10 protein-coding genes, 3 rRNA genes and 6 pseudogenes are annotated in these 22,879 nt (G+C 69.3%); 18 read left to right on the forward strand and 1 reads right to left on the reverse strand.

What is annotated here, in order from left to right; translation table 11 throughout:
• The first annotated feature begins 60 nt into the window (after nt 1–60).
• Nucleotides 61–1,262 (forward strand): annotated as a pseudogene (locus QQK45_RS14750) (Gfo/Idh/MocA family protein).
• Between the two features lie 28 nt (nt 1,263–1,290).
• Nucleotides 1,291–2,293 (forward strand): annotated as a pseudogene (locus QQK45_RS14755) (sugar phosphate isomerase/epimerase family protein).
• A gap of 24 nt (nt 2,294–2,317) precedes the next feature.
• Here the strand turns inward: QQK45_RS14755 and QQK45_RS14760 are convergent.
• Nucleotides 2,318–2,887 (reverse strand): GNAT family N-acetyltransferase, encoded by a 570-nt coding sequence (locus QQK45_RS14760; protein WP_284293954.1) that lies wholly within the window; start codon nt 2,885–2,887, stop codon nt 2,318–2,320.
• Nucleotides 2,888–2,939: 52 nt separating this feature from the next.
• Between QQK45_RS14760 and QQK45_RS14765 the strand changes: the two genes are divergently transcribed.
• The 16 genes and pseudogenes from QQK45_RS14765 to QQK45_RS14835 all read left to right on the forward strand — a co-directional run bounded on the left by QQK45_RS14765 (nt 2,940) and on the right by QQK45_RS14835 (nt 22,858).
• Nucleotides 2,940–3,704: a 5-oxoprolinase subunit PxpA gene (locus tag QQK45_RS14765; RefSeq protein ID WP_284293955.1), complete on the forward strand. Its 765-nt coding sequence runs from the start codon at nt 2,940–2,942 to the stop codon at nt 3,702–3,704.
• Nucleotide 3,705: 1 nt separating this feature from the next.
• Complete coding sequence (locus tag QQK45_RS14770; RefSeq protein WP_284293956.1) at nt 3,706–4,383, forward strand: 5-oxoprolinase subunit B family protein; 678 nt, start codon at nt 3,706–3,708, stop codon at nt 4,381–4,383.
• Nucleotides 4,380–5,177, forward strand: a complete 798-nt coding sequence (locus QQK45_RS14775; RefSeq protein WP_348525246.1) for a 5-oxoprolinase subunit C family protein — start codon at nt 4,380–4,382, stop codon at nt 5,175–5,177. The genes QQK45_RS14770 and QQK45_RS14775 overlap by 4 nt, the downstream gene beginning before the upstream one ends.
• Nucleotides 5,111–5,302: a hypothetical protein gene (locus tag QQK45_RS22430; protein ID WP_348525247.1), complete on the forward strand. Its 192-nt coding sequence runs from the start codon at nt 5,111–5,113 to the stop codon at nt 5,300–5,302. The genes QQK45_RS14775 and QQK45_RS22430 overlap by 67 nt, the downstream gene beginning before the upstream one ends.
• A gap of 552 nt (nt 5,303–5,854) precedes the next feature.
• Nucleotides 5,855–7,373, forward strand: a 16S ribosomal RNA gene (locus tag QQK45_RS14780).
• 534 nt (nt 7,374–7,907) lie between these two features.
• A 23S ribosomal RNA gene (locus QQK45_RS14785) occupies nt 7,908–11,017 on the forward strand.
• Between the two features lie 85 nt (nt 11,018–11,102).
• Nucleotides 11,103–11,219 (forward strand): 5S ribosomal RNA (gene rrf / locus QQK45_RS14790).
• Together the 16S, 23S and 5S rRNA genes form the textbook arrangement of a ribosomal RNA operon.
• A 149-nt stretch (nt 11,220–11,368) precedes the next feature.
• Nucleotides 11,369–11,665, forward strand: coding sequence for an Asp-tRNA(Asn)/Glu-tRNA(Gln) amidotransferase subunit GatC (gene gatC, locus QQK45_RS14795; protein ID WP_284293957.1), 297 nt, complete (start codon nt 11,369–11,371; stop codon nt 11,663–11,665).
• 1 nt (nt 11,666) lies between these two features.
• A pseudogene (gene gatA / locus QQK45_RS14800) lies at nt 11,667–13,182 on the forward strand (Asp-tRNA(Asn)/Glu-tRNA(Gln) amidotransferase subunit GatA).
• Nucleotides 13,179–14,683, forward strand: a pseudogene (gene gatB, locus QQK45_RS14805) (Asp-tRNA(Asn)/Glu-tRNA(Gln) amidotransferase subunit GatB). Before gatA ends, gatB begins: the two co-directional pseudogenes overlap by 4 nt.
• A 13-nt stretch (nt 14,684–14,696) precedes the next feature.
• Nucleotides 14,697–15,278 carry a GNAT family N-acetyltransferase gene (locus QQK45_RS14810; RefSeq protein WP_284293958.1) on the forward strand — a complete coding sequence of 194 codons (582 nt, stop codon included), beginning with the start codon at nt 14,697–14,699 and terminating at the stop codon, nt 15,276–15,278.
• Nucleotides 15,279–15,334: 56 nt separating this feature from the next.
• The gene (locus QQK45_RS14815; RefSeq protein WP_284293959.1) at nt 15,335–16,879 is read left to right on the forward strand and encodes a peptide MFS transporter; all 1,545 of its coding nucleotides are present in this window, start codon (nt 15,335–15,337) and stop codon (nt 16,877–16,879) included.
• Between the two features lie 38 nt (nt 16,880–16,917).
• Nucleotides 16,918–18,611 (forward strand): annotated as a pseudogene (ilvD, locus tag QQK45_RS14820) (dihydroxy-acid dehydratase).
• 110 nt (nt 18,612–18,721) lie between these two features.
• A complete protein-coding gene (locus QQK45_RS14825) occupies nt 18,722–19,714 on the forward strand; it encodes an ABC transporter ATP-binding protein (protein ID WP_284293960.1) in 993 nt (330 codons plus the stop codon).
• A gap of 523 nt (nt 19,715–20,237) precedes the next feature.
• Nucleotides 20,238–20,699, forward strand: a complete 462-nt coding sequence (locus QQK45_RS14830) for a hypothetical protein (protein WP_284293961.1) — start codon at nt 20,238–20,240, stop codon at nt 20,697–20,699.
• A gap of 249 nt (nt 20,700–20,948) precedes the next feature.
• A pseudogene (locus tag QQK45_RS14835) lies at nt 20,949–22,858 on the forward strand (acetolactate synthase large subunit).
• Nucleotides 22,859–22,879: the final 21 nt, after the last annotated feature.

Here is a 22,879-nt window from a genome sequence, read left to right on the forward strand (position 1 = left end):
AACCGGCGACCTGCCGACCCCGGCCCGGCAGCGGGCCGGCCGAGACCTCGAGGAGACCCGATGGCCGACGACCGACCCGCGCTGGGCGTGGGCATGGTGGGGTACGCGTTCATGGGGGCCGCGCACTCCCAGGCGTGGCGTACCGCACCCCGCTTCTTCGACCTGCCCCTGCGTCCCCGGATGGTGGCGCTCGCGGGCCGCGACCCCGCCGCCGTGCGCGCGGCGGGGGAGCGGCTGGGCTGGGAGCACACCGAGACGGACTGGCGGGCCCTCGTCGGCCGCGACGACGTCGACCTGGTCGACGTGTGCACCCCGGGCGACACCCACGCCGAGATCGCGATCGCGGCCCTCGAGGCGGGCAAGCACGTCCTGTGCGAGAAGCCGCTCGCGAACTCGGTCGCGGAGGCCGAGCGGATGGTCGAGGCGGCCCGGCGCGCGGCGTCGTCCGGCGCGACGGCGACCGTCGGCTTCACCTACCGCCGCGTCCCGGCGATCCGGCTGGCTCGCGAGCTCGTCGCCGAGGGCCGGCTGGGGAGATCCGGCACGTCCGCGCCCAGTACCTGCAGGACTGGATCGCCGACCCCGAGGCGCCCCTGAGCTGGCGGCTCGACCGCGAGCGAGCCGGCTCGGGCGCCCTCGGCGACATCGCCGCCCACGTGATCGACATGGCCCAGTTCGTCACGGGCGAGCGGATCACCGGCGTCTCGGGGCTCCTCGAGACGTTCGTGCACGAGCGGCCGGTGGCCGTGGCGTCCTCGGCCCTCGGGGGTCGGGGCGGCGACGAGCGCGGCCCGGTCACCGTCGACGACGCCGCGGCCTTCCTCGCGCGGCTGTCCGGCGGCGGGATGGGGGTCTTCGAGGCGACGCGCTTCGCCTGGGGCCGCAAGAACGCGATCCGGCTCGAGGTCAACGGCTCGAGGGGCTCGCTGGCCTTCGACTTCGAGGACATGAACCTCCTCCACTTCTACGACGCGACCGACGACCCGCGCACGGCGGGGTTCCGGCGGATCGTCGTCACCGAGCCCGAGCACCCGTACGGCGGCCACTGGTGGCCCGCCGGCCACGGGCTGGGGTACGAGCACGCGTTCACGCACCAGGTCGTGGACCTCGTCGAGGCGCTCACGGCGGGCGAGCAGCCGACGCCGTCGTTCGCCGACGGCCTGGGCGTTCAGCGGGTGCTCGACGCGGTCGAGCGGAGCGCGGCGGCGGCCAGCGTCTGGACGTCCGTCCCCGGGCCGGCGACCGCGGCCACGCAGTCCTGACCATCGACGAGACGCCCAGGAGGCGACCATGACCCGACCGATCACCCTGTTCACCGGCCAGTGGGCCGACCTGCCGCTCGAGGAGGTCGCGCGCCTCGCGTCGGGCTGGGGCTACGACGGCCTCGAGCTCGCGTGCTGGGGCGACCACCTCGACCCCTGGCGCTGGGACGACGACGCCTATGTCCAGGGCCGCCTCGACCTGCTCGCGAAGTACGACCTCCAGGTCTTCGCGATCTCGAACCACCTCAAGGGTCAGGCCGTCTGCGACGACCCGATCGACCAGCGGCACCGCGACATCCTGCCGGACGTCGTGTGGGGCGACGGCGACCCCGAGGGTGCGGCAGCGCGCCGCCGAGGAGATGAAGAACACGGCGCGGCTCGCCGCGCGGCTGGGCGTGAAGACCGTGATCGGGTTCACGGGCTCGTCGATCTGGAAGTACGTCGCCATGTTCCCGCCGGCGTCCGAGGCGATGGTCGAGGCGGGCTACGACGACTTCGCCGCCCGCTGGGACCCGATCCTCGACGTCTTCGACGAGGTCGGCGTCCGGTTCGCGCACGAGGTGCACCCGAGCGAGATCGCCTACGACTACTGGACGACGGTGCGCACGCTCGAGGCGATCGGCCACCGCGACGCCTTCGGGCTCAACTGGGACCCGAGCCACATGGTCTGGCAGGGCCTCGACCCGGCGGCCTTCCTGTGGGACTTCCGGGACCGGATCTTCCACGTGGACTGCAAGGACACCAAGCTGCGCATGACGAACGGGCGCAACGGGCGGCTGTCGTCCCACCTGCCGTGGGCCGACGGCCGCCGCGGCTGGGACTTCATCTCGACGGGCCACGGGGACGTGCCCTGGGAGTCGGCGTTCCGGATGCTCAACCAGATCGGCTACGACGGTCCGATCTCGGTCGAGTGGGAGGATGCGGGGATGGATCGGCTGCTCGGCGCGCCGGAGGCGCTGGCGTTCGTGCGGTCGCTCGCGTTCGACGCCCCCGACGCCGCGTTCGACGCCGCGTTCTCGACGCGCTCCTGAACCCTCGGCACCGGGCTCGGCGGGCTACGCCTGCCGGGCCCCGACCGCCCGGGCCATCACGACGTCGTCCTGCGGCTCCCCGCCGACGACGTACCGTCGCCGCCCGACCTCGGCGAACCCGTGCTTGCGGTAGAAGGTCTGCGCGCGCACGTTCTGGCCGTTGGTCCCGAGCCAGACGGCCTGCCCGTCGAGCAGCTCCGCGGCCGCCTCGAGCGCCGCCGTCATGAGCGTCGCCGTCGCACCCGTGCCGCGCGCCGAGGCGAGCGCGTAGATCTTCGACAGCTCGACGGACGCGGCGTGCGGGTACCCCGACCCGAGGAGCCCGTCGAGCTGCGCCGGATCGGCGGGCCGCGCGCGGACCAGGAGCGCGTACCCGACGAGCCGGTCGCCGGCCTCCGCGACGAGGACGACCGCGGGGGCCGCCGGCTCGCCGTAGCGCCCGGCGACCCACGACGCGAAGTGCGCGTCGTCGAGCTCGCGCGCCACGTGCTCCGCGATCGCCTCGGCCGACAGCCCGGGCGGGCACGCGTCGGGGAAGGTCTCGGCGGCGAGCGCGACGAGCGCCCGGACGTCGTCGGGGCGGGCGAGTCTCACGGTGAGGTCGTCGGGCATCCCCCGAAACTACCGGGTCGGCGATGATGGACGAGTGACGGACAGCGCGACGACGATCGACCTCAACGTCGACCTCGGTGAGGGCTTCGGTCGGTGGAGCCTCACCGACGACGCCGCCCTCCTCGACCTCGTGAGCAGCGCCAACGTGGCGTGCGGGTTCCATGCGGGCGACCCCTCGATCATGCGGCGCACCTGCGAGGCTGCGGCGGGGCGCGGAGTCCGTGTCGGGGCCCACGTCGCCTACCGCGACCTGGCGGGCTTCGGGCGCCGGTTCGTCGACGCGACGTACGCCGAGCTCCGCGACGACGTGCTCTACCAGGTCGGCGCGCTCGACGCCTTCGCGCGGGCCGCCGGCACCCAGGTCTCCTACGTCAAGCCGCACGGCGCGCTCTACAACGCGATCGTCCACCACGAGGAGCAGGCCCGCGCCGTCGTCGACGCCGTCGCCGAGGCGGGGCTGGCGCTCGTCGGGCTCCCGGGCTCGGTGGTGCTGGCGCTCGCGGCCGAGGCGGGCGTCCCGACGATTCCGGAGGCCTTCGCCGACCGCGGCTACCGCGCGGACGGCACGCTCGTCCCGCGGCGTGAGCCCGGCGCCCTCGTGACCGATCCGGACGAGGTCGCGGCGCGCGTGGTCCGCCTCGCGCGCGAGGGCACGGTCCTCGCCGTGGACGGCACGGTCGTGGCGTCGCCGGCCCGGAGCGTGTGCGTGCACTCCGACACGCCGGGCGCGCCCGAGGTCGTCGCCGCGGTCCGTTCGGCCCTCGACGCCGCGGGCGTCGCGGTCGTCCCGGCGGTCTGAGATGCCGGCCGACGTGTGCCGCATCCTCGCCCGCCCCTACGGGTCGGCCGCGGTCATGGTCGACGTGGGTGCCGACGACCCGCTCCCGCTCGTGGTCGCGCTCACGCGCGCCCTGCGCGCCCTCGCCGACCCCGACGTCGCGGACCTGGTCCCGGCGGCTCGCTCCGTCCTCGTCGTCCTCCGCGAGACGCCCGACGGCGCAGCGCACCCGGGCGCGCAGGCGCGCCTCGTCGAGGCGGTGCGTTCCCTGGCGCCGCACCTGGCCGGGGTCGCACCGCCCGACGAGGCCGGGGCCGTGGTCGAGATCCCGGTGGTCTACGACGGGCCGGACCTGGACGACGTCGCGGAGCTCGCAGGGCTCACGACGGCGGAGGTGGTCGAGCGCCACGCGTCCGCGCTCTACACAGCCGCGTTCGTGGGCTTCGCGCCGGGCTTCGCCTACCTCGTGGGGCTCGACCCGTCGCTCCGGGTACCGCGGCTCGCGACCCCGCGCCCGCGTGTCGACGCCGGTGGGGTGGCCGTGGCGGGTGAGTTCACGGCGGTCTATCCCTCGCCGAGCCCCGGGGGCTGGCGGCTCCTCGGTCGCACACGGGCCCGCATGTTCGACGTGGCCCGCACCCCACCGGGCCTCCTCGTGCCGGGTGCCCGCGTGCGGTTCGTCCCGGAGCGCGCCGGATGATCGAGGTCCTCGCACCCGGTCCGGCGGCGTTCGTCGAGGACCTCGGCCGTCCCGGGTGCGCAGGCCTCGGCGTCGGACGGTCCGGCGCCGCCGACCGAGGAGCCCTCGTGCGCGCGAACCTGCTGCTCGGCAACCCTCCGGGTGCCGCGGGGATCGAGGTGACGCTGGGTGGGCTCCGGGTCCGTCTCACCTCCGACCACGTCGTGGCCCTGACCGGTGCGCCGGCCCCGGCGACGCTGGCGGGCGTGCCCGTCACGACCGACGCGCTGCTGCGTGCGAGGCCAGGGGACGTGCTCGAGCTCGGCCTTCCGCGGCGCGGCCTGCGTACCTATCTCGCGGTCCGCGGTGGTGTCGACGTGCCGCCCGTCCTCGGGTCGCGCTCCTGGGACGTGCTGGCGAGTCTCGGCCCGGCACCGCTCCGGGCCGGCGACGTCCTCGCGGTGGCTCGGCCGCACGGGGCGGGTCCCGTGGCCGACCGCTCGATCCCGGTCGGTCGCGAGCTCGAGCTCGCCGAGAGCGACGCCGACGAGGTGCCGGCCGTCGTCGAGGTCGTGCCCGGCCTCCGGGGCGACTGGTTCGCCGGTGGAGCCTCGGAGTCGCTCCTTCGACGGCCCTACCGCGTCACGCAGGACAGCAACCGGGTGGCGCTCCGGCTCGACGGCCCGACAGTGCCGCGCACGGAGCGGGGGAGTACGCCTCCGAAGGGCTGGTGCGGGGAGCAGTCCAGGTGCCGCCGTCCGGGCGTCCGGTCGTCTTCCTGGCCGACCATCCGGTCACGGGCGGCTACCCGGTGATCGGGGTCGTGACGCCCGCCGGCGCCGACGCGCTCGCCCAGCTCCGACCGGGTGACGAGCTGAGGTTCCGGCCCGCCGGCACCCGTCCCCACCCGACGTCGTCGGAGTCCGTCGGGCCATGGTGACGACGGTCACCAGGGACGGGCTTGCACGAGCCGCCGGGTGCCCCGTAGTGTTCTCGATGTCGCCCGGCAGGGAGGAACGGACAAGCTGACTTCGGTCGGTGAGGCTGGTCCCCGCGGGCAACACCCCCGATGCGGTTGTCCTTCGTTCTGGTTGAGCGTGGGCGTCCTCGGGAACTCTGACTCTCGCTCCGACCGGGTTTGCCGGTGGGTCGAGGGTCGGGTAAGATGGAGAAGTTGCCCCAGTGAGAGCCCGGGAGGGTTTGAGCGGGTGAGCGTCCGTTTCTTGAGAACTCAACAGTGTGCTTGATAGTCAATGCCAATTTAACTCTCGTCGGGTTGCTGGTGGCTGGCCTTGGGGTTGGTTGTTGGTGGCCTGGTTGGGATTCCTTTGGACATGGATCGAATCTGATGGTTTTTTGCCGGATGGTTTGGTTCTGGCCAGTTTGATTGATCGCCCCCTTTTTTGTGGGGGTGTTCTTCGTATGGTTTGTTGACTGTGTCTGTTCTGCTGGGCTTTGGTCTGGTGGGGTGGGTGTGGTTGGCGTTGAAACATTTACGGAGAGTTTGATCCTGGCTCAGGACGAACGCTGGCGGCGTGCTTAACACATGCAAGTCGAACGGTGAAGCCCAGCTTGCTGGGTGGATCAGTGGCGAACGGGTGAGTAACACGTGAGTAACCTGCCCCTGACTTTGGGATAACTCCGGGAAACCGGGGCTAATACCGGATATGAGGCGTGCCTGCATGGGTGTGTCTGGAAAGATTTATCGGTTGGGGATGGGCTCGCGGCCTATCAGCTTGTTGGTGGGGTGATGGCCTACCAAGGCGACGACGGGTAGCCGGCCTGAGAGGGCGACCGGCCACACTGGGACTGAGACACGGCCCAGACTCCTACGGGAGGCAGCAGTGGGGAATATTGCACAATGGGCGCAAGCCTGATGCAGCGACGCCGCGTGAGGGATGACGGCCTTCGGGTTGTAAACCTCTTTCAGCAGGGAAGAAGCGCAAGTGACGGTACCTGCAGAAGAAGCGCCGGCTAACTACGTGCCAGCAGCCGCGGTAATACGTAGGGCGCAAGCGTTGTCCGGAATTATTGGGCGTAAAGAGCTCGTAGGCGGTTTGTCGCGTCTGCTGTGAAATCCCGAGGCTCAACCTCGGGCTTGCAGTGGGTACGGGCAGACTAGAGTGCGGTAGGGGAGACTGGAATTCCTGGTGTAGCGGTGGAATGCGCAGATATCAGGAGGAACACCGATGGCGAAGGCAGGTCTCTGGGCCGCAACTGACGCTGAGGAGCGAAAGCATGGGGAGCGAACAGGATTAGATACCCTGGTAGTCCATGCCGTAAACGTTGGGCACTAGGTGTGGGGCTCATTCCACGAGTTCCGTGCCGCAGCTAACGCATTAAGTGCCCCGCCTGGGGAGTACGGCCGCAAGGCTAAAACTCAAAGGAATTGACGGGGGCCCGCACAAGCGGCGGAGCATGCGGATTAATTCGATGCAACGCGAAGAACCTTACCAAGGCTTGACATACACCGGAAACGGCCAGAGATGGTCGCCCCGTAAGGTCGGTGTACAGGTGGTGCATGGTTGTCGTCAGCTCGTGTCGTGAGATGTTGGGTTAAGTCCCGCAACGAGCGCAACCCTCGTCCCATGTTGCCAGCGGGTTATGCCGGGGACTCATGGGAGACTGCCGGGGTCAACTCGGAGGAAGGTGGGGATGACGTCAAATCATCATGCCCCTTATGTCTTGGGCTTCACGCATGCTACAATGGCCGGTACAAAGGGCTGCGATACCGTAAGGTGGAGCGAATCCCAAAAAGCCGGTCTCAGTTCGGATTGGGGTCTGCAACTCGACCCCATGAAGTCGGAGTCGCTAGTAATCGCAGATCAGCAACGCTGCGGTGAATACGTTCCCGGGCCTTGTACACACCGCCCGTCAAGTCACGAAAGTCGGTAACACCCGAAGCCCATGGCCCAACCCTTGTGGGGGAGTGGTCGAAGGTGGGACTGGCGATTGGGACTAAGTCGTAACAAGGTAGCCGTACCGGAAGGTGCGGCTGGATCACCTCCTTTCTAAGGAGCTTTTGCTTCTGTCGAGCGCCGTGGGCCGGCTGGTCTGCCTCTTGTTGGGGTGGGTGGTTGGTCTGTGGTTCATGCCGGTGCCGAACGTGTGCCGGGTGGTTGCTCGTGGGTGGAACATTGACGAGCTGGCCCTGTCGGGTTGGTCGCTGCTAGTACTGCTGGGGTTCCTTCGGGGGCCTGGGTGTGGAAGGTGGTGGCCGGCTGGTGGGGTGGGCGATGAGCACACTGTTGGGTCCTGAGGGAACGGCCGTGAGCCGCCCGGACCACTGCGTGTGAGGGTCGGTCAGCCTGTGAGGGTTGGTCGAGCTTCGTGCGGGGTGGGTGGTGGGTGGTGGTTGTTGCTTCTGATGCGGGCCGCGGGGATCTCGTGCCGTAGGGCGTGGGTGAGTTGCGGGATCGTCGGTTGCTTGAGAACTGTACAGTGGACGCGAGCATCTTTGTGAATCACAGATGGCATGCCCGCCGGTCGCCTTTCGTGGGTGGCCGAGAGGGTGTGTGTCCGTGGTTTCTGCAATTTTGTTGTTGAGTTAAGTTTTTAAGGGCACAGGGTGGATGCCTTGGCACCAGGAGCCGAAGAAGGACGTCGTAGCCTGCGATAAGCCTCGGGGAGTTGGCAAACGAACCGTGATCCGAGGATGTCCGAATGGGGAAACCCGGCCACAGTCATGTGTGGTCACCTGCACCTGAATATATAGGGTGTGTGGAGGGAACGCCGGGAAGTGAAACATCTCAGTACCGGCAGGAAGAGATATTCCGTGAGTAGTGGCGAGCGAAAGCGGAACAGGCCAAACCGTGCACGTGTGAAAGCTGTCAGGCGTTGCGTGTGCGGGGTTGTGGGACCCTTCTGGATCTGCTGACACGGGTCCGGGGAGTCAGAAAGCTTCGTCATAGTCGAAGGGCATTGAAAGGCCCGGCACAGAGGGTGCGACCCCCGTAGACGAAATGGCGTGGCCTCCCGAAGGGGATCCCAAGTAGCACGGGGCCCGAGAAATCTCGTGTGAATCTGGCAAGACCACTTGCTAAGCCTAAATACTACCTGGTGACCGATAGCGGACTAGTACCGTGAGGGAAAGGTGAAAAGTACCCCGGGAGGGGAGTGAAATAGTACCTGAAACCGTGTGCCTACAATCCGTTGGAGCCTCCTTGGCAGGGGTGACAGCGTGCCTTTTGAAGAATGAGCCTGCGAGTTAGTGCTCAGTGGCGAGGTTAACCCGTGTGGGGAAGCCGTAGCGAAAGCGAGTCCGAACAGGGCGTCTGTAGTCGCTGGGTCTAGACCCGAAGCGAAGTGATCTAGCCATGGGCAGGCTGAAGCGCGGGTAAGACCGCGTGGAGGGCCGAACCCACCAGGGTTGAAAACCTGGGGGATGACCTGTGGTTAGGGGTGAAAGGCCAATCAAACTTCGTGATAGCTGGTTCTCCCCGAAATGCATTTAGGTGCAGCGTCACGTGTTTCTTGCCGGAGGTAGAGCTACTGGATGGCCGATGGGCCCTACAAGGTTACTGACGTCAGCCAAACTCCGAATGCCGGTAAGTGAGAGCGTGGCAGTGAGACTGCGGGGGATAAGCTCCGTAGTCGAGAGGGAAACAGCCCAGACCACCAGCTAAGGCCCCTAAGCGTGTGCTAAGTGGGAAAGGATGTGGAGTTGCACAGACAACCAGGAGGTTGGCTTAGAAGCAGCCACCCTTGAAAGAGTGCGTAATAGCTCACTGGTCAAGTGATTCCGCGCCGACAATGTAGCGGGGCTCAAGTACACCGCCGAAGCTGTGGCATTCACATATTGCTAGGCCTTCGTGGTCCAGGCGTGTGGATGGGTAGGGGAGCGTCGTGTGGGCAGTGAAGCTGCGGGGTAACCCAGTGGTGGAGCCTACACGAGTGAGAATGCAGGCATGAGTAGCGAAAGACGGGTGAGAAACCCGTCCGCCGAATGACCAAGGGTTCCAGGGCCAGGCTAATCCGCCCTGGGTAAGTCGGGACCTAAGGCGAGGCCGACAGGCGTAGTCGATGGACAAGGAGTTGAGATTCTCCTACCGGCGAAGAACCGCCCATACCGAGCCCGGTGATGCTAAGCGCCCGAATCCCCCGCCGTTCCTTCGGGAACACTGGGTGGGCCTAGCGCGCGACCCGACCTGGTAGTAGGTAAGCGTATTAACAGGGGTGACGCAGGAAGGTAGCCCGGCGTGGCGATGGTTGTCCACGTCCAAGGTCGCAGGGTGAGCAGCAGGCAAATCCGCTGCTCGTGAAGCCCGAGGGCCGATGGTGACCGCATCAGCGGGATAACAGGGTGATCCTATGCTGCCAAGAAAAGCCTCGGCGCGAGGTTCTAGCCGCCCGTACCCCAAACCGACTCAGGTGGTCAGGTAGAGAATACTAAGGCGATCGAGTGAATCGTGGTTAAGGAACTCGGCAAAATGCCCCCGTAACTTCGGGAGAAGGGGGCCCCAAGCGTGAAGCCGCTTGCCGGCTAGCGTGGAGGGCCGCAGAGACCAGGGAGAAGCGACTGTTTACTAAAAACACAGGTCCGTGCGAAGTCGCAAGACGATGTATACGGACTGACGCCTGCCCGGTGCTGGAAGGTTAAGAGGACGGGTCAGCTCCCTTGGGAGCGAAGCTCAGAATTTAAGCCCCAGTAAACGGCGGTGGTAACTATAACCATCCTAAGGTAGCGAAATTCCTTGTCGGGTAAGTTCCGACCTGCACGAATGGCGTAACGACTTCTCCGCTGTCTCAACCGCGAACTCGGCGAAATTGCACTACGAGTAAAGATGCTCGTTACGCGCAGCAGGACGGAAAGACCCCGGGACCTTTACTATAGCTTGGTATTGGTGTTCGGTGCGGCTTGTGTAGGATAGGTGGGAGACTGTGAAGCGCACGCGCCAGCGTGTGTGGAGTCAACGTTGAAATACCACTCTGGTCGCTCTGGACTCCTAACCTCGGTCCGTGATCCGGATCAGGGACAGTGCCTGGTGGGTAGTTTAACTGGGGCGGTTGCCTCCTAAAATGTAACGGAGGCGCTCAAAGGTTCCCTCAGCCTGGTTGGCAATCAGGTGGCGAGTGCAAGTGCACAAGGGAGCTTGACTGTGAGACTGACAGGTCGAGCAGGGACGAAAGTCGGAACTAGTGATCCGGCGGTGGCTTGTGGAAGCGCCGTCGCTCAACGGATAAAAGGTACCCCGGGGATAACAGGCTGATCTTGCCCAAGAGTCCATATCGACGGCATGGTTTGGCACCTCGATGTCGGCTCGTCGCATCCTGGGGCTGGAGTAGGTCCCAAGGGTTGGGCTGTTCGCCCATTAAAGCGGTACGCGAGCTGGGTTTAGAACGTCGTGAGACAGTTCGGTCCCTATCCGCTGCGCGCGCAGGAAACTTGAGAAGGGCTGTCCCTAGTACGAGAGGACCGGGACGGACGAACCTCTGGTGTGCCAGTTGTTCCGCCAGGAGCACCGCTGGTTAGCTACGTTCGGAAGGGATAACCGCTGAAAGCATCTAAGCGGGAAGCCTGCTTCAAGATGAGGTTTCCAGACCCTTCGGGGTGAGAGGCACCCAGCTAGACCACTGGGTAGATAGGCCGGATGTGGAAGCGGGGACGAAAGACCCGTGGAGCTGACCGGTACTAATCAGCCGACAACTTACCAACAACACTTTCCGTGTTTCGCGTCCACTGTGCGGTTCTAGAGCCACCGGCACACCCCCGAAAAGGGTCCCGAACAGGTTCATAGAGTTACGGCGGTCATAGCGAAGGGGAAACGCCCGGTCCCATTCCGAACCCGGAAGCTAAGCCCTTCAGCGCCGATGGTACTGCCCTGGTGACGGGGTGGGAGAGTAGGACGCCGCCGAACACCCATTCAACCGAAGGCCACCCCGATCCGGGGTGGCTTTCGGCATACCCGGACACAGGTGCGGACCACCCACCGGGAGGACACGAGCGCGGCGGGGCCCGGGTCCGCGAGGCTCGGGAGCCTGCGAGTGTGCCCCGTAGAATGTCGGCATGTCCACCATCTCCCGTGACGAGGTCGCGCGCGTCGCGTCGCTCGCCCGCATCGACCTGTCGGAGGCGGAGCTCGACCGTCTCGCGGGCGAGCTCGACGTGATCGTCGACGCCATCGCCCAGGTCAGCGAGGTCGCGACGCCGGACGTGCCGGCGACCAGCCATCCGCTCCCGCTCGTCAACGTGTTCCGCGACGACGTCCCGGAGCCGCCCCTGCCGGTCGAGGACGTGCTTGCGGGCGCTCCGGCGTCGGAGGACGGCCGGTTCATGGTTCCGCAGATCCTCGGGGAGGAGTGAGATGACGGACGACCTGACGCGGCTCACTGCCGCGGACCTCGCCGCGCGTCTCACGGCCCGTGAGGTGTCGAGCGTCGAAGCGACACAGGCCCACCTGGACCGCATCGCGGCCGTCGACGGAGCGGTGCACGCGTTCCTTCACGTGAGCACGGACGAGGCTCTCGCCGCGGCGCGGGACGTCGACTCCCGCCGCTCCGTGGGTGAAGACCTCCACCCGCTGGCCGGGGTGCCGATCGCGGTCAAGGACGTCGTCGTGACCAAGGGCATCCCGACGACCGCGGGCTCGCGCATCCTCGAGGGCTGGGTACCGCCGTACGACGCGACGCTCGTCGAGCGGCTCAAGGCGGCAGGGCTGCCGATCCTCGGCAAGACCAACATGGACGAGTTCGCGATGGGTTCGTCGACCGAGCACTCGGCATACGGCCAGACGCACAACCCCTGGGACCTCGAGCGGATCCCGGGCGGCTCGGGCGGTGGCTCGGCTGCGGCCGTCGCGGCGTTCGAGGCGCCGCTCGCGATCGGCACCGACACCGGCGGTTCCATCCGCCAGCCCGGCGCGGTCACCGGCACGGTCGGGTCCAAGCCCACCTACGGGGGTGTCGCGCTACGGGCTCATCGCCATGGCGTCCTCGCTCGACCAGGCGGGCCCCGTCACCCGTTCCGTGCTCGACGCTGCGTTGCTGCACGAGCTGATCGGCGGGCACGACCGCCGCGACTCGACCTCGATCGCGGAGCCCTTGGCCCCGTTGGCGGACGCAGCGCGCCAGGGCGCTCTGGGTGACCTGACGGGCGTCCGTGTGGGCGTCGTCACCGAGCTGGGTGGCGAGGGCTACCAGGCCGGCGTGCGTGCCCGCTTCGAGGAGGGCCTCGACCTGCTGCGCGCGGCCGGCGCCGAGATCGTCGAGGTCTCGTGCCCGCACTTCGTGTACGCGCTGGGCGCGTACTACCTGATCATGCCGAGCGAGGCGTCGAGCAACCTCGCGAAGTTCGACGGCATGCGCTTCGGCCTGCGCGTGGAGCCCTTCGAGGGTCCCGTCACGGCTGAGCGCGTGATGTCCGCGACGCGCGGGGCCGGGTTCGGCGACGAGGTCAAGCGCCGCGTGATCCTCGGGACCTACGCGCTGTCCGCGGGCTACTACGACGCCTACTACGGCAGCGCGCAGAAGGTGCGCACGCTGATCCAGCGCGACTTCGCGGCGGCGTTCGCCCAGGCGGACGTCCTCGTCTCGCCCACGGCGCCGACCACGGCGTTCAAGCTCGGCGAGAAGCTCGACGACCCGCTGGCGATGTACCTCAACGACGTCGCGACCATCCCGGCGAACCTCGCCGGGGTTCCAGGGATGTCGGTCCCGTCGGGCCTGTCGGACGACGGCCTGCCGGTCGGCTTCCAGGTGCTGGCGCCCGCCAAGGCGGACGACCGCATGTACCGCGTGGGCGCGGCTCTCGAGGCCGCGCTCGAGAACGTCTGGGGCGGGCCGCTGCTCGCGCAGGCCCCCGAGCTGGAGGTGGCGCGATGACCACGACGTACGAGGCGCTCGTCGACTACACGGACGCCGTCGAGCGGTACGACCCGGTGCTCGGCATCGAGGTCCACGTCGAGCTGGGAACCCTGACCAAGATGTTCTGCGCGGCCGAGGTGGAGTTCGGCGGCGAGCCGAACACGCAGACGACGCCCGTGTCGCTCGGCCTCCCCGGTGCGCTCCCCGTGGTGAACGGGAAGGCCGTCGAGTACGCGATCCGGATCGGGCTCGCGCTCAACTGCGAGATCGCCGAGACGTGCCGGTTCGCGCGCAAGAACTACTTCTACCCGGACGTGCCGAAGAACTTCCAGACGTCCCAGTACGACGAGCCCATCGCCCACGACGGCTGGCTCGACGTCGAGCTCGAGGACGGCGCGGTGTTCCGCGTCGAGATCGAGCGCGCCCACATGGAGGAGGACGCCGGCAAGAACACGCATGTCGGCGGCTCAACCGGTCGGATCCAGGAGCGGAGTACTCGCTCGTCGACTACAACCGGGCCGGCATCCCGCTCGTGGAGATCGTGACGCGCCCGATCGAGGGCGCGGGCGCGCGCGCCCCGGAGGTCGCGCGCGCCTACGTCCAGACGCTGCGCGACATCTTCCGTGCGCTGGACGTCTCGGAAGCCCGGATGGAGCGCGGCAACGTCCGCGCCGACGTCAACCTGTCGCTGCGCCCGACGCCCGACAGCCCGCTCGGGACGCGCACCGAGACCAAAAACGTCAACTCGTTCCGCGCCGTCGAGCGTGCCGTGCGGTACGAGGTCTCCCGGCAGGCCGGGGTGCTCGACGCCGGCGGCACCGTGATCCAGGAGACGCGCCACTGGCACGAGGACACCGGGATCACGACCTCGGGCCGCGTGAAGTCCGACGCCGAGGACTACCGCTACTTCCCGGAGCCCGACCTGGTGCCCGTCGCACCGAGCCGCGACTGGGTCGAGGAGATCCGGGCGTCGCTCCCGGAGCTCCCGGCCGCGCGTCGTCGGCGGCTGCAGGGCGAGTGGGGGTACACCGACCTGGAGATGCGCGACGTCGTGAACGCCGGCGCCGTCGACATCATCGAGGCGACCGTCGCAGCGGGCGCGAGCCCCGCGGGCGCCCGCAAGTGGTGGATGGCGGAGCTGGGACGTCGCGCGAAGGAGCAGGAGGTCGAGCTCGAGCAGCTGCCCGTGACGCCGGCCCAGGTCGCCGAGCTCCAGGGCCTCGTCGACGCCGGACGCATCAACGACAAGCTCGCGCGCCAGGTGCTCGACGGCGTCCTCGCGGGCGAGGGCGACCCGGAGGCGGTCGTCGTCGCGCGGGGGCTCGAGGTCGTGTCCGACGACGGGCCGCTGCTCGCCGCGATCGACGACGCGCTCGCCGCCCAGCCCGACATCGCGGATAAGATCCGCGGCGGCAACCTCGGGCCTGTCGGCGCGATCATCGGCGCGGTCATGAAGGCCACCCGGGGCCAGGCGGACGCCGGTCGCGTGCGCGAGCTGGTGCTCGAGCGGGTCAGCTGACGGGGGAGGCCGCATGACTCGGGCGCCCGTGCTCCACGGGGAGATGGTTCGGCTCCGCCCCGTGGAGCACCGCGACGCGGCGCGGCTGTGGGAGTTCGCGCAGGACGTCGAGGCGCGACGTCTGATGGGCACGCCGTCCGCGCCCACGCGCGAGGCCGTCGACGCGTGGGCCGCCGGCGTCGCCGACAGCCCGGGACGCTACGACTGGGCCATCACACCGGCGGCGGTGCGCGACGGCCAGCTCGTCAGCGACGACCTGATCGGGCAGATCATGCTCGACGACGTCGACGACCTCGCGCGGTCGGCGAGCGTCCGCCTCGCGCTGCTCCCGAACTACCGGGGGCGCGGGTACGGGCGCGAGGCGGTGTTCGAGGTGCTGCGCTACGCGTTCGACGGCGGGCCCGACGGGAGCGGCCCGCACCTGCACCGGGTCGGGCTCGAGGTGCTCAGCATCAACCCGCGCGCCCGTGCCCTCTACGAGTCGCTCGGCTTCCGCGAGGAGGGACGTCTGCGCGACGTCCGGCCCGACGGCGACGGATGGTCGGACGCGATCGTCATGAGCATCCTCGAGGACGAGTTCCGCGCCTCCGTGTGAGCCCCCTGTGAGCCCACCGGGTGCGTCTCCGCGCGCCCGGTGGGAGAGTCGGCCTCATGGGCCAGGGGGAGGCCAGGGCCGACGACGGCGACGCGACCACCGTGACGAGCGGGCGTCCCCGTGTGCCCCAGGACCACGCGTTCTTCGGGCACCCGCTGGGCCTCATGACCCTGTTCACGACCGAGCTGTGGGAGCGGTTCAGCTACTACGGCATGCGGGCGATCCTGCTCTACTACCTCACGGACACGGTCGCGAACGGCGGCCTCGGGGTGGAGCGTACGACCGGGCTCGCGCTCGTCTCGATCTACGGCACGAGCGTCTACCTGCTGTCGGTGATCGGCGGGTGGCTCGCGGACCGTGTGATCGGCTCGCGGCGATCGACGCTGTACGGTGGCATCGTCATCGCGGCGGGTCACGTCGGTCTCTCGATCCCCGGCGTCGGCTTCTCCGCGGCGGGCGTGTCCCTCGTCGCGCTCGGGACCGGCCTGCTCAAGCCCAACGTCTCGTCCATGGTCGGCGACCTGTACGACCGCGACGACGACCGCCGCGACTCGGCGTTCTCGATCTTCTACATGGGCATCAACATCGGCTCCCTCGCGGCACCGTTCCTCGTCGGGCTCGCACGCGACTGGGGCGGGTACCACGCGGGCTTCCTGGTGGCCGCCGTGGGGATGGGCGCCGCGCTCGTCTTCTTCGTCGCAGGCCGCAAGTACCTGGGCGGCGCCGGCGACGACGTGCCCAACCCGATCCGTCCCGAGGAGCGGCCCACGCTCGTTCGGCACGGTCTCGTGATCCTCGCCGGCATCGTCGTGGTCGCGGGCGTCGCGGCGGCCACCACGCGGACCGGGGCCCTCGACACGTTCATCAACACGATGTCCTACCTCGCGTTCGTCGCGCCGGTCGCCTACATCACGGTGATGTACCGGTCGCCGCGGGTCAGCCGCGTCGAACAGCGACGGGTGATCGCCTACATCCCGCTGTTCGTGGCGGCGATGCTGTTCTGGATGATCTTCGAGCAGGCCGCGACGACGCTGTCGGACTTCGCGCAGGACCGCACCGACCTGCACTTCCTCGGGGTCTCGATCAGCCCCGAGTTCTTCCAGTCGGTCAACCCGGCGGCGATCATCGTGCTCGCGCCGGTGTTCGCGTGGATCTGGGTGCGGACGGGTGACCGTCCGCCGACCGCGTACAAGTTCGGGATCGGCCTGACGTTCGCGGCGCTCTCGTTCGTCTTCCTCGCGGTCGCGTCGGCCGCCGTCGGCGACGGCAAGGCCGGCTCCTGGGTGCTGGTCACGGTCTACGTCATCCAGACCGTCGGCGAGCTGTGCCTGTCGCCCGTCGGCCTCGCGGCGACCACGCTGCTCGCCCCGGCGGCGTTCCGGAGCCAGGCGATGGCCCTGTGGTTCCTCGCGCCGTCGGCGGGGCAGGCGATCACCGCCCAGCTCGTCAAGGCGACGCCCGACGTTCCGGACACGGCGTACTTCGGCGGGATCGGCGTCGTGACGCTCGTGCTCGCCGGGGTGCTGTTCGCGTTCGCGCCGTGGGTGACCCGGCACATCCGCAGCGCCGACATCCTGGCCGCGGTAAAGCATGCCGCGTAGCGGGGACAGACGAGGGCCTCGTCCCTAGGCTGGCGAGCATGGCGGACATCGACATCAAGCCCCGCTCGCGCCAGGTCACGGACGGGATCGAGGCGACGGCCGCGCGCGGGATGCTGCGGGCCGTCGGCATGGGCGACGACGACTTCGCGAAGCCGCAAATCGGCGTCGCGTCGTCGTGGAACGAGATCACGCCGTGCAACCTGTCGCTCGACCGGCTGGCGCAGGGCGCCAAGGAGGGCGTGCACGCCGCGGGCGGGTACCCGCTCGAGTTCGGCACGATCTCCGTCTCGGACGGCATCTCGATGGGCCACGAGGGCATGCACTTCTCCCTCGTGAGCCGCGACATCATCGCCGACTCCGTGGAGACCGTGATGTCGGCGGAGCGGCTCGACGGGTCGGTGCTGCTCGCGGGCTGCGACAAGTCGCTGCCCGGCATGCTCATGGCGGCCGCGCGGCTCGACCTCGCGAGCGTGTTCCTGTACGCGGGCACGATCGCGCCCGGCTGGGTCAAGCTCGAGGACGGCAGCGAGAAGCAGGTCACGCTGATCGACGCGTTCGAGGCGGTCGGCGCGTGCGCGCGGGGGCTGCTGAGCGAGCGCGACCTCGACGCGATCGAGCGTGCCATCTGTCCCGGCGAGGGCGCGTGCGGCGGCATGTACACGGCGAACACCATGGCGTCCGTCGCGGAGGCCATGGGGATGTCGCTGCCGGGATCGGCCGCGCCGCCGTCGGCGGACCGCCGGCGCGACCAGTTCGCGCACCGCTCGGGCGAGGCGGTCGTCGAGCTGCTGCGGCAGGGGATCACGGCGCGCGACATCATGACCAAGGACGCGTTCGAGAACGCGATCGCGGTGGTCATGGCGTTCGGCGGCTCGACCAACGCCGTGCTGCATCTGCTCGCGATCGCCCACGAGGCCGACGTCGACCTCACGCTCGCGGACTTCGACCGGATCGGCTCGCGGGTGCCGCACCTGTCGGACGTCAAGCCGTTCGGGCGCTACGTCATGAACGACGTCGACCGGATCGGCGGCGTCCCCGTCGTCATGAAGGCCCTGCTCGACGCCGGGCTGATCCACGGCGACGCGCTCACCGTGACCGGTCGGACGGTCGCCGAGAACCTCGAGGCCATCGACCCGCCCGACCCGGACGGCAAGGTCCTGCGCGCGGTCGACGACCCGATCCACCACACGGGCGGCATCACGATCCTCGGCGGCTCGCTTGCGCCCGACGGCGCCGTGGTGAAGTCCGCCGGCTTCGACTCGGACGTGTTCGAGGGGACGGCGCGCGTGTTCGAGCGCGAGCGCGCGGCGCTCGACGCGCTGGAGGACGGCACGATCCAGGCCGGGGACGTCGTGGTGATCCGGTACGAGGGTCCCAAGGGCGGGCCGGGGATGCGCGAGATGCTCGCCATCACCGGGGCGATCAAGGGGCGGGGCTCGGCAAGGACGTGCTGCTGATCACGGACGGCCGGTTCTCCGGCGGCACCACCGGGCTCTGCGTGGGCCACATCGCGCCCGAGGCGGTCGACGGCGGTCCGATCGGGCTCGTGCGCGACGGCGACCGGATCCGGCTCGACGTCGCGAGCAAGACGCTCGACCTGCTCGTGGACGACGACGAGCTCGCCGCCCGGCGGGAGGGCTGGGCTCCGGTCCCGCACGGGTACACGCGGGGCGTGCTCGCCAAGTACACGAAGCTGGTCCAGTCGGCGTCGCGGGGCGCGATCCTCGAGTAGTCCGCGGCCGAGCCGCGGTGGACTCGGGTGGAACCGGACGACCCGGTGGTGTTCGGGACGAAGTGCGCTACAGTGCGCGCACCCGTCACAGCCGACACCCAGGGGGTCCGATGCCGTTCCCTGCAGGAACCGAGCTCGCCGTGCGCACGCACGGCTTGCGCAAGACGTACCGCACACGCCGTGGACGCAGACGTGTCGCCGTCGAGGGCCTGGACCTCGAGGTCCCCCGCGGTGGGGTCCACGGCTTCCTCGGACCGAACGGGTCGGGCAAGACGACGTCCATCCGGATGCTGCTCGGGCTCTCGCGCGCCGACGCGGGGACCATGGAGATCTTCGGGACCACGGTGCCCCGCCACCTGCCCGACGTCGTCGCGCGGATCGGTGCCATCGTCGAGCAGCCCAAGTTCTTCCCCGCGTTCACCGGCCGCAAGAACCTCGCCCTGCTCGCGCGTGGCATCGGCTCGCCCGACGACGCCGTCGACCGCGTGCTGCACGACGTCGGGCTGGGGGAGCGGGCGGACGAGCGGTTCCGTTCCTACTCGCTCGGCATGAAGCAGCGCCTGGCCATCGCCGCGACGCTCCTCAAGGACCCCGAGCTGCTCATCTTCGACGAGCCGACCAACGGCCTCGACCCGGCGGGGATCCGCGAGATCCGCGACACGATGCGCTCGCTCGGTGCCCAGGGTAAGACGGTCGTCGTGTCCAGCCACATCCTCGCCGAGGTCCAGCAGGTCGCCGACACGGTCTCGATCATCGGGCACGGCCGGCTGCTCGCGAGCGGACGGGTCGCCGACCTCGTCGGCGGCGGGACGGCGCCCGTGCGCGTCGGGGTCGACGAGCCGGAGCGCGCCGCCGGCGTGCTGCGGGCGGGCGGCTGGGAGGTCCGCGTCGACGGCGAGCGCCTCGTCGTCGACGGCGTCGAGGACGCCGCCCGGATCACGCGGGCGCTCGCGGACGAGCGGCTCTACGTCCGCGAGCTCGTCACGATGGCCCCGGACCTGGAACAGGTGTTCCTCGAGCTGACCGCGGGTGTCGACTCGGCGGGCGGCGAGGTCCACGCGGCGACCCCACAGGTGCCCGTCGGTGCTGGGGAGGTGGCGTGATGAGGCTCGCACGTGTGGAGCTCGACCGGTTCCGGTCGCGGCGCCTGGTCCGGTGGGCGACCGTGCTCGCGATCGGCGTCGGCCTGCTGCTCGGTGCGTCGTCGTGGTGGCAGGCTCGTCCGCCGAGCGCCTCGCAGGTCGCGCAGGCGCAGGAGTTCCTGACGCAGCAGCAGGAGGACTGGGCGGCCAACGGCGCCCAGTACGTCAAGGACTGCCAGGACGACCAGGCGGCCAACCCGTCGAACTACCCGGCCGACTACGACTGCGCGAAGGACATGGAGCCGTCGCTGACGCTCAGCGACTTCCTCCCGTCCCGCGGGACGTTCGCCGAGGAAGGCGTCGCGGCGCTCCAGACCGACGCCTACCTGCTGCTGGGGCTGGTGCTGCTGCTCGGCGCGAGCTTCGTCTGCGCCGAGTCCGTCTCGGGCGCACTGTCCACGTGGCTCACGTTCGAGCCGCGGCGGACGCGCGTCTACGGGACGAAGGCGGCCGCTGCCGCGCTGGGGGTGCGGTCGTCGCGGCCGTGGGCTTCTCGGTCACGCTGGGTGGGCAGTGGCTCGCGTTCGCGCTCCGTGACCGGGCGTCGGCGACCGGGCACCTGTGGACCCAGGTCGCGGCCGAGGGCGGGAGGATCGTCGTGCTCGCGGCGGCGGTCGCCGCGATCGGCGCGGGGCTCGGGTTCCTCCTCCGGCACACGACGGCCGTGCTCGGCGTCGTCGCGGCGTACTTCGCCCTCGTCGACGCGGCCGTCGTCCGGGCCGCGCTCGGGCAGCCACGCTGGACCCTCGCCGTCTCGTCGGACGCATGGATCACCGCCCACGGCACGTACACGGTCGAGAAGTGCACGCCCTCGGGCGGCGGCATGACATGCGACTACGTCGAGCACGTGGTCTCGATGACGCACGGCGGGCTCGTCCTGGCCGGCGTGACCGTCGTCGTGGTGGTGCTCGGCTGGCTCGTGTTCCGGCGGCGCGACGTCGCCTGAGGCCTCCCCGGCTGCCCGCACCCGGGTGCGGACGTCCAGCACGTGAGACGTCCGCACCCGGCGTGTGACATCCGCAGGGGATCGGCGTACGGTGAACTCCGTGCAGACGAACCTCCTCGTAGTACTTCCTGAGCGCGCCGGCTGAGGCCACCGCACAGGTCTCGTCAGCGCGCACCCCTCGAAGCACCCGTGGACTCGGGCCGAGGGGTTTTTTCATGCCGCCGTACCCCGCCGATCACAGGAGACACGATGGTCCAGGGCCCCATCCCGGCACCGCCGCGCCAGGCGACACCGTCGCCCGTGCGCCCCTCCGCTCGCCCCGCCACGGCGAAGCCCGCCCGCCCGGCGGCCCGCAAGGTAGCCGGCGAGGGTGTCGGCCCCGTCGTCGACGGCCCGCGCGTCGGGCCCGTCGAGGTCACAGGCGCGGAGTCGATCGTGAAGTCCCTCGAGGCGGTCGGCGTCGACACCGTGTTCGGCATCCCCGGCGGTGCGATCCTGCCGCTGTACGACCCGCTCATGGACTCCCAGAAGCTCCGTCACATCCTCGTGCGCCACGAGCAGGGCGGCGGCCACGCGGCCTCCGGCTACGCCCACGCGTCCGGAAAGGTCGGCGTGTGCATGGCGACGTCCGGTCCGGGCGCCACGAACCTCGTGACCCCCATCGCGGACGCCAACATCGACTCGATCCCCATGGTGGCGATCACGGGCCAGGTCGCCGCGTCGTCGATCGGCACGGACGCGTTCCAGGAGGCCGACATCGTCGGCATCACGATGCCCGTCACGAAGCACAACTACCTCGTGACGGACCCGGCCGACATCCCGCGCACCATCGCCGAGGCGTTCCACATCGCGCGGACGGGTCGTCCCGGCCCGGTGCTCGTCGACATCGCGAAGTCCGCGATGCAGGCGACCACCACGTTCTCGTGGCCCCAGGAGCTCGACCTGCCCGGCTACCACCCGGTCACCAAGCCCCACTCCAAGCAGATCCGCGAGGCCGCGAAGCTCCTGGCCACCGCGCGCAAGCCCGTGCTCTACGTGGGCGGCGGCGTCGTCCGCGCGGACGCGTCGGCCGAGCTGCGCCGGCTCGTGGACCTCTCGGGCGCACCGGCCGTCACGACGCTCATGGCCCGCGGCGCCCTGCCCGACTCGCACCCGCAGAACCTCGGCATGCCCGGCATGCACGGGACGGTGCCCGCGGTGGCGGCGCTCCAGCAGGCGGACCTCGTCGTCGCCCTCGGCGCGCGCTTCGACGACCGCGTCACCGGCCGGCTCGACTCGTTCGCGCCGAACGCCGTCATCGTCCACGCGGACATCGACCCCGCGGAGATCGGCAAGAACCGCGTCGTCGACGTGCCGATCGTCGGCGACCTGCGCGAGGTCCTCGCGGACCTCCTGCCCGAGCTCGCGCGCGAGCAGGAGACGCACGGCAAGCCCGACGTCGAGGCCTGGTGGCAGCTCATCGACGGGTGGCGCGAGACCTACCCGCTCGGCTACACCGAGCCCGCGGACGGACTCCTCGCCCCCAGTACGTCATCGAGCGTCTCGGGGCACTGTCCGGACCGGAGTCCGTGTACGTCGGCGGCGTCGGCCAGCACCAGATGTGGGCCGCGCAGTTCATCCGCTACGAGCACCCGCGCACGTGGATCAACTCGGGCGGCCTCGGCACCATGGGCTACTCGGTGCCCGCCGCCATGGGCGCCAAGGTCGCGCGTCCCGACGCCACCGTGTGGGCGATCGACGGCGACGGCTGCTTCCAGATGACCAACCAGGAGCTCGCGACCTGCGTCATCAACGAGATCCCCATCAAGGTCGCGATCGTCAACAACTCGTCGCTCGGCATGGTCCGGCAGTGGCAGACGCTCTTCTACAACGAGCGCTACTCCAACACCGACCTCCACACCGGTCACGGCACCCGCCGCGTCCCCGACTTCGTCAAGATGGCCAACGCCTACGGCTGCGTCGGGCTGCGGTGCGAGACCAGGGCCGACGTCGACGCCACCATCAAGCGGGCGCTCGAGATCGACGACCAGCCCGTCGTCGTCGACTTCACCGTGTCGCGGGACGCCATGGTCTGGCCCATGGTCCCCGCCGGCATCTCCAACGACGACATCCAGTACGCCCGCGGCATCTCGCCGTCGTGGGACCGCGACGAGGACTGACAGAGCCCGAGGAGACAGAAG

Origin of the sequence: Luteimicrobium album, from assembly GCF_030161555.1 — a bacterium.
Lineage (GTDB): Bacteria > Actinomycetota > Actinomycetes > Actinomycetales > Cellulomonadaceae > Luteimicrobium > Luteimicrobium album.